The sequence below is a fragment of the Anaeroplasma bactoclasticum genome (genome assembly GCF_003550015.1).
In the GTDB taxonomy this organism is placed as follows: Bacteria; Bacillota_I; Bacilli_A; order Acholeplasmatales; family Anaeroplasmataceae; genus Anaeroplasma; species Anaeroplasma bactoclasticum.
The window spans coordinates 1-8700 of the sequence record NZ_QXEV01000048.1; the positions used below are offsets into that span (position 1 = coordinate 1).

Annotated in this window: 4 protein-coding genes; all 4 read right to left on the bottom strand. The window is 30.7% G+C overall.

The window, feature by feature from the left end:
* Positions 1-102: 102 nt before the first annotated feature.
* Positions 103-1032 carry a trigger factor gene (gene tig, locus EI71_RS09835; protein WP_119017050.1) on the bottom strand — a complete coding sequence of 310 codons (930 nt, stop codon included), beginning with the start codon at positions 1030-1032 and terminating at the stop codon, positions 103-105.
* Between the two features lie 95 nt (positions 1033-1127).
* Positions 1128-4532 (bottom strand): ABC transporter ATP-binding protein/permease, encoded by a 3405-nt coding sequence (locus tag EI71_RS09840; protein WP_119017051.1) that lies wholly within the window; start codon positions 4530-4532, stop codon positions 1128-1130.
* Positions 4533-4674: 142 nt separating this feature from the next.
* Positions 4675-7761: an HD-GYP domain-containing protein gene (locus EI71_RS09845; RefSeq protein ID WP_119017052.1), complete on the bottom strand. Its 3087-nt coding sequence runs from the start codon at positions 7759-7761 to the stop codon at positions 4675-4677.
* 114 nt (positions 7762-7875) lie between these two features.
* Positions 7876-8340 (bottom strand): hypothetical protein, encoded by a 465-nt coding sequence (locus EI71_RS09850; protein WP_119017053.1) that lies wholly within the window; start codon positions 8338-8340, stop codon positions 7876-7878.
* Positions 8341-8700 lie beyond the last annotated feature (360 nt).

Consider the following 8700-nt stretch of genomic DNA (forward strand, 5'->3'; position numbering starts at 1 on the left):
TTATAACACATTCTAGAATAAATTCTAGTTATGTGTCTTTGAAAGTGGTTTCTTAGAATTTTTAGAAAAAAATATAGCCGAATAATCGGCTATAATTTCTCGTTAATTATTATTTTCAACTAAGAATACTGCAACTTTTCTTCTTAAGATATCAGACTTAACGTCATTTGTCTTTTCGTCTCTAAATTTCTTGAATTCTTCATCTGGTACCTGGTAATAATCCTGATACATCTTTAGCTCATGCTCTACTTCAGAATCTTCTACAGTAATATTTTCCATCTTTGCAATTTCATCAAATAAAACATCGCCCTGAGCACTTGCCATTGCTTGGTCTGCAAGCTGATTTCTAAAATCCTCAACAGTTAAGCTTTGCATAGCTAAATAAGAATCCATAGTCATACCATACTGACCAATTTGCTGCTCATAATAAGAATAGATTTCATCTACTCTTTCCTTCATTAATTCTTCGCTTACTTCAATTTCAGATGCATCAATGATTGTCTTAATTAAACGACCTAAATATTCATTATCTAAATCATTTTTCTTCTTTGCGTTCATCTGACGAGCTAGCTCAGTCTTTAATGCTTCTGCACTATCTAAGCCAAAGCCCTTTGCAAATTCATCATTAAACTCTGGTGTAACCTTTTCTTTAACCTCATGAATATGGCACTTAAAAACTACAGCCTTACCAGCTAGGTTTTCTGCATGATACTGCTCTGGGAATGTAACATGTACATCGACATCACTTCCTGCCTCATATCCAACTAGCTGCTCTTCAAAGCCAGGAATAAAAGAACCACTACCTAAAGCTAAATCATACTTCTCAGCTGTACCACCTTCAAATGCTACATCATCTAATAATCCCTTATAATCAATATTAACAGTATCTCCTAAGACACTCTTTCCTTCTTTAGTCTTATAAGATACCTTGCTATTTAATAAATTATTTAATTCAGCAGTAATCTCTTCTTCACTAACAGGAGAAAACTCCTTCTTACCAACATTTAATCCTTTGTAATCACTAATTTTCATTATAATATACTCTCTTTCTTAGACTGACTACATTATATAGGAAAAGATCCAAAAATAAAAGTGAAAAACCACTCAAAATCGAGTGGTTATCACTTTTATAGTGTTCGAATAGATTCAATTGGTGCTTTTTTACTTGCAATAAATACTGGTATAAATGTACCAATGAGCGCAATAACTAAGCTTCCTCCAACTATAATTAGTGCATTAATATAATTGAAATTCAATAATTTTATACCTAAGCCAGAAGCCATATTGTTATTTAATACAATACATATTGCAATAGATGCAGCTATAGAAATAGTAAAACAAATGATTGCAATAATACCACTTTCAGAGAAGAATATCTTAAATAAGTCTGATCCTCTAGTACCAATAGCTCTTAATATACCTATTTCTTTAATCTTAGATGAAATAGATGAGGATATAAAATTAAATAGCATTAAGGATGCAAATACCGCAAACACAATACCTATAATTAAGAATACCTTTTGCATTGTATCAATTGTACTTACAATTGCAGATACTCTCATATAAACCTGATTGGTCATTGCATATTTATAAGTATCAAAGGTTTGTAATAAATTCTTAATTTGTGCTTGAGAATAATTCGTTCTAGTAATTGCAAAATCATATTTTGCATTTAGCTCATCTTGATAAGCTGTAGAATAATAATTTATTCTTATGTCTTCATATATTTGAGTAACTTCTTTTAAATAATAAATAGAGAAAATATAATTAGAATCTGTATACCCAATTGGTATTAATTCATAAGAATTATCATCCGTTTGTAAATAATACTTACCTTCTACTTTGTAATCTAGTAAAGACTCTATAACCTCATTTGTAGGTAAATTATAATCTTTTTCTTGATAGTTCTTATCTTTACTTAAATATTCTTTAGCAAATGAAGCATATTTTTTAGCTAAATCTAAAGAACATACTAAATTATTTCGAACATCAAGGGCATCGTAATAATTTAAATTTAAAAAATCAGCATCAAATATAGAATAATCACTATTCTCATACGCCTTTACAATTGCATCAGAAGCATCCTTTGCATAGCTTCTAGTAAGCATCTCGTCGAAGAAATCTTTATTGGCTTCATAATAATCTTTGATTTGATTAAATGTTGTATCCTTTCTTTCAGAATCCGTAATATAGTAATTATAACAAAGATTATATATATCACTATAATTAATTTCATCTTGTCTATTTTCTCTTTCTGCTTCTTGTAATGCAAGTACCATTTTAGAAGATAGATAATAATGATAAATATATTCTTGATAATACTGATTATAGAAATTAACTAAGAAATCAACGATATCCTTTACTGCCTCATCTGATACATATTCTCCATAACTATATATATCATTGATTTTATTTCTATATTCTTCTTTTCTATTACCACTAGATATGAATGTGTTTAAACTATCAGAAAATGCCGAATTCTCAATCATTTCTGCACATCTTTTAGCTAAATTTTGTCTAGTCTTATATTGCTTTTGATAGAAGCTACTTCCAGTTATATAGATTTCATTATCCTTAGGTCTTCTATAAGTCATTGGATTTCCATTTAAATCATAAATCTTATACTCTTTTACTAACTCATCTGAAAACTCTGCAGGTAAGAAATTAAATGTTTCGCTCTTAGAATAATAATTATCTAAAGTAGAATAAATACTACCATAGGCTCTAGAATTTATATAAGGACTATTATTTGGTTTTTGGAATCCATAATAATCATAAAAATCTTTACATACATAAGCATATGCATGATAGCTATATCTTAAATAATATTCAAATTCTTCTTCAAGCTCATTATTCTTATTATCCTTTAGAGTATTATATTTTTCTGGAATTGAACCACAATCATAAATACCTGTAATTTTAATTGTTCCATTAAATGAGCTTGAATTTGACATGTATGCATTATATTCTTTACCAATTAAATCAGATATTGAATTGATATCTTTATCAACTAATACTAAGGATTCTGCAATAAACTTACTAATTGCAATTTCATCCACCTTTGTTGGTGCTTCACCTAGTCTTAAGCTAACATTACTTCTATCTAGCTTTTCTTTACTGGCATCTATAAAGCCTGTAAAATTTCTTAATCTATAATAAGAAGATGCATAAAAGTTCAAATCTTGAAAATATAGGCTACCACTGGTTGTACCAAAGACACCAGTAAAATAATGGCCAACATTATTTTCATTCATTCTATTAATTTCATCTTCTGTAAACATACCCATACCAGCTGATGTTGAATATGCCCTAGAATCATCCGATAATTCTAAAGTATCCTTATTATAAACATCCTGGTGATACATTCTATCATAAGTCTTAGCTAGTGCTTCATAATCATTTACAGAAGTCTCAAGGCCTGTTGAAATAGAATATGTCGAATCATATAAGAGTAATGTGGATGCAACACCAAACATTGTTAATGAAACAATAGTTAAGAATATAGTAAATAGCATTCTGATAGGTTTGGATTTTAAAGAGGATGAGCCCATTTTAAATGCTCTTTTAAATGGTAATCTAGATTTAATAAATTTCGTTTTAGATCCATCATATTCTTCTAATTTTACGTCCTTTGTATCATTAAACACTTCCGATTTATTATCATTACTTATATGAGCTACCTGTTTCATTAAAGGTATCTGCTTTTCTCCATTAGAAATAAGAATTTCACCATCCTTATTTTTTAATAAGGAATAAAGATCATCAAATTCTTCTTTTGTTATTTCTTTACCATTTTTAATAGAAATAATATTATCATTGATTATTTCAACATTAGATGAAATACTCTTAGATTGCTTAATTTCCTTTGTGACATCAGAAATTACCTTACCATCAGAAAGCTCAATGATTCTATCTCCATATATTTCTGCAAAATCTCTATCATGAGATACAACAATAATAAGCTTTTCCTTTGATAATTTTTTAAGTGTATCAAATACCTGCTTACCAGTATTTGAATCCAATGCGCCAGTAGGCTCATCTGCCATAATGATTTCTGGATTTTTAATTAAAGCTCTTGCGATAGCTATTCTTTGTTTTTGTCCACCAGATAATGTATTTGGCTTTCTTTTTCCAAAGCCAGCTAAATCTACTTCTTCTAAAATCTTTTCTACAGCTTCCTTATCATTCTTTTTACCTTGAAGCTGTAAAGCTAAAGATATATTTTGTTCTACATTAAATTCATTTAAAATATTATATTCTTGGAAAATAAAACCAATATATGTATTTCGATAAGAATCAAAATCTGAAGAAGAAAAGGATTTAGAATTTCTTCCCTTTATAATGATTTCACCATCATCTGGTTTATCTAATCCACCAGTAACATTTAATAAGGTAGATTTACCAGAACCTGATTTTCCTAGTAAGAAAACTAATCCTTTAGATGGAAATTGAATAGAAACTCCATCTAAAGCTCTAGTAGTCACTCCACCTTTAGATTTATATACCTTAGTCAAGTTTCTTATTTCAAGCATAAAACTTCACTCCCTTCTTAAGTTTTTAAAAAGTATCCCTATACTTATATTGAAGCATACTTTTTAAATAAAATGAATTGTTTTTATGAAATATAAGATAAATTTCAAAAAAATACGCACTCCCTTGAGTGCGCATAATTTGTTATTTTTTCTTATTTTTAGGATTATATGTGAACATCTTTCTATAGATATCGTTAGAGAAGAATTTCTTATGTTTTGGATCTTTGTCTTCTTCCTCATCCTCATCATCCTCTTCTTCGTCTTCTTCGTCTTCATCGTCGTCATCGTCATCATCGTCATCATCTTCATCTTCGTCATCAGAATCATCATCGTCTTCATCATCTATAGATTTTGAATTTTTCTTTGACTCTTCTTTTAAAGGTTCTTCTTTATTTGATTCTTCTTCCTCTTCTACATAAGATGTGACATATTCATCTTCTTTATTTTCAGTTTCTTTAGAATCCTCTTCTAATTCCTCTTCTGAAAAATAGGAAGTGACATATTCATCTTCTTCATGATTATTTGATGAAGATTCACTTGTATCATCTATAGATTTTGTTTCTAATGGAGAATCATCTATTTTCTCTTCAGATTCTTCCTCATCTTCATCCATATAGGATTCAACATAATCATCTTCTTTATTAGAATCTAATTCTTCTATAGATGAATCAATTTCTTCATTTGGATCTAATTCATATTTTGATTCATCTGGAATAATACTATCCTCTGGCTTTTCATCTTCAATTAAATCAAATTCATCTTCATCTACATAAGATGTTACATAATCATCTTCTTTTTCTTCTTCTACCTTTTTAACCTCTTCTATAGTAGAATCATCAATCTCTTCATCTATATCATCATATTTTGAATTAATTGCATCATTATCTGATATGGAATCATCCACCTCTTCAGAATCCTCTTCATCATCTATGATATCCTCATCTTCTTGGATATCTGAAGACTCCTCTATAGCATCATCAGCTTCCTCTTCACTTTCAGATTCATCTATAGACTCATCGATTTCTTCTTCATCCTCAAATGGGTCATTATCGGATTCCTCAGTTTCTTCCTCTTCTAATTCTTCGCTAGATTCTTCAGTTTCTTCTATAGGAGCTTCTTCGCTTTCAGATTCATCTATAGTGTCGTCAATTTCTTCAGTTTCTTCTTCTGGTTCATTATTTGAAACAGATTCTTCTATCTCTTGTTCTTCTTCAATTGCTTCTTGATTATCCTCTAAGTTTAGTTCAAGATTAGGCTCCTCTTTAGATTCTTCTATAGTTTCATCTTCTTTAAATGGATCTTCTTTTACCTCTGGGATGGAATTTAAGAAGGCATCAAATTCTAAATCAATATCCTCTTTAGATTCTTCCTTTGGTAAAATAGGCTCTTGGAATACAGGATCAATATCTTCTTTAAATGGATCAAAATCCATTTTTGGATGCTTAAGAGGTACCTTAGGTACAAAAGGCTTCTTTTTAGGAGCATCCTTAAAAGGGTCATCTTCTACTTCTGGAATTGAATTTAAGAAGGCATCAAATTCATCATCTATGGATTTTTGTTCTTCCTTAGGGGATTCCTCTTCTTTTACTTCTTCTTTTGGATTTAAATCAAACACAGGAGCTTCAACCTCTTCAGTAGGCTCTTCTTCCTCTTCATCATCATTTTTGATTTCTTCAATTGGAACATCGCCCATTTCTGCTTGATTATATTCTTCTAGTGGATCTAGTTTCTTTTCTTCTTCTAAAGCAAATACTGCTTCTTCTGGATCGCTAGAATATAATTCTTCATCCTCTGGATTATAATCAATTTCGTTTCCATTTTCATCAACATAAATGATTTGTTCTTCTACATCAGAATCCTTTTTCATATCATATTTAATGACATCTGAAATATATTCTTCTGTTTCATCTGCAGCAATAGATTCTGGTCTTTCAGAATCTAAATCCTCAGATTCACCAAAGACATGTCTTAATGCGGGAGATTTCGCTAATGCTTCATATTCATCCTTCATTGTTTCATATTTCTTTAGTGCAATATCTTCTACTGCCTTGGCATTTGCCATAATTCTATCGTAATCATCAATTAAATGATTTACAATTCTCTCATCAAGCTTACCAGCCTTGGCATCACTAATTAATATAGATTGAATCTTTTCTGGAGTAAATGCTGCCTTATAGCTTCTTTTACAATATAGCGCACTACATATATCCGCAACAGCTAATACCTTATCCGCACTTGTTAAATCCTTTTTTGTTATACCTAATGGATAACCAGATCCATCAAGCTTTTCATGATGGCGTGATGCAATTTCAACAATTACATAGGAAAAGCATCCTTCAATGATTTCTTTAGTATATTTTGCATGATTTTGCATTTCAGCTAAAGCTTCGCCTTCAAGCTTTCCTGGGAAGCATAAAATCTCTAGTGGTACACGAATCTTACCGATATCATGGACCTTACCTGCAATTTCGATTGCGCGAGATGTAGATTCTGTAAGCTTACAAGCAATCGCTAAATCATATGCGATTTGAGCTGTTGTTACAGTATGAGCCATAGTTTCATGATTATGGAATTCAAACATGAAGGATGTAGTATCTAAAAATTCACCTAGGGTATCTGTTCCATAATTCGCTAAGGATATATACCTTGATGTTTCATATACATATAATTCACTTTCACTATTTAGTTTTTCTATAATATCTGGACTATCCTTTAAAAGCTTAATGACCTTTTTTACTTGGTCTGGATTATATATTTTTCTTTTTCTATCTTCTCTCAAGATTTCTTCTATTTCCTCAACATCCTTACGCTGATAAATATATAAGCTTACCTGATATAAAAGAGTCATTAATAATCCCATATCATAATCTGGATTATTAACATCCTCCATATATTTAGCCTTATAGAATAAAAGTGGGCGTGCATTCGCATCTAGTGGAGAGCATTGGTGTAAAAACGCATAGGAGGATGCGGCAGCAAGTGCTGGGTCATTGGATGGTACAGCACCATCCATATAGAATAAGCCAATATCCTTTAGCATACATAAAAGAACATGCTCATGGCAATGCTCTTGATCTATTTTATATTTTTCAATATAACGCTTCATAAGGAATGCTGTACGCATTCCTGAGTCTACATAGCTTTTATTGATTTCATTTAAGACCTTTCTTAAAAACTTTAAAACTGTGTTCGCGTTATAATAGTTTTCATTATAATACTTATTCTCCATGCTATCACCCAATCATCGTCATTTTTACTTATTATATATTATTTTTTTGCCTTTTTCTATAAGAAAGAAAAAACCTGTATATTAAATATACAGGCATCCATTTAAATTCAAGTTTTATTCAATTACATAAATATAATTTGGGTCAACATAGCATCTTTCACCATAAACAATACAATGAAGCTTTGTTCCATTGGGATACTTATTTACCTCTTCAAAGCGACAAGGAATCTTATAATCATGGAAATCTCCAGATTCTCCCTTATAAGTTACCTTAATGTGATATGTAGTATGGTTATGCCAAGATCTTCTGCCTCTCCAGGTAAATGATCCATATCCTGCGACATAGCATTCGCTGCTAAATCCATCTTCCTTTTGTTTTTCTTTAGGACGAAGCACTGTCATACATAATATTCCAAAGAAAACCATTATTAAAGCTAGAACAAATATGGTTCCAATTACAACACCAAATACTATATAAGCCCCACGCAACGCAATTAATAATAGACTTGATGAAAACATTGCAATTACACCACCAGAAATAATTAATGTTAAGCCCAAGCCCTTCATATGTTTTTTCATTTTTCTCTCCTCCTCGGTATTAATAAATACAAACTTTTATACGTAAAGTCAAGAAAAATCGTAAAGAAAATCGAGTAGAGTAGGAAAATAATTATTTCTAACTATCTTCCATCCCCTCTCACACCACCACATCGTGCCGTTCGGCAATGGGCGGTTTGAAACTTGCATATTCTTTCTTTATTGCTAACAAAGTATCATTGAATTCATATTACACTTTACTGCCTTTTCATATCATATACGTTTCTATTACTTGGGCTCATCATACATATCCAAGAGATTTGTTTGCTTCTTTATATGCAGTTTCATTCAGTCCTTCGGCATTTCTACCTACTATGACCTCTGCTGACTCCTTGTGACAAA

Coding starts and splice junctions, on each gene's coding strand:
- tig (WP_119017050.1), bottom strand. CDS start 1,032: ATGAAAATTAGTGATTACAAAGGATTAAATGTTGGTAAGAAGGAGTTT.
- EI71_RS09840 (WP_119017051.1), bottom strand. CDS start 4,532: ATGCTTGAAATAAGAAACTTGACTAAGGTATATAAATCTAAAGGTGGA.
- EI71_RS09845 (WP_119017052.1), bottom strand. CDS start 7,761: ATGGAGAATAAGTATTATAATGAAAACTATTATAACGCGAACACAGTT.
- EI71_RS09850 (WP_119017053.1), bottom strand. CDS start 8,340: ATGAAAAAACATATGAAGGGCTTGGGCTTAACATTAATTATTTCTGGT.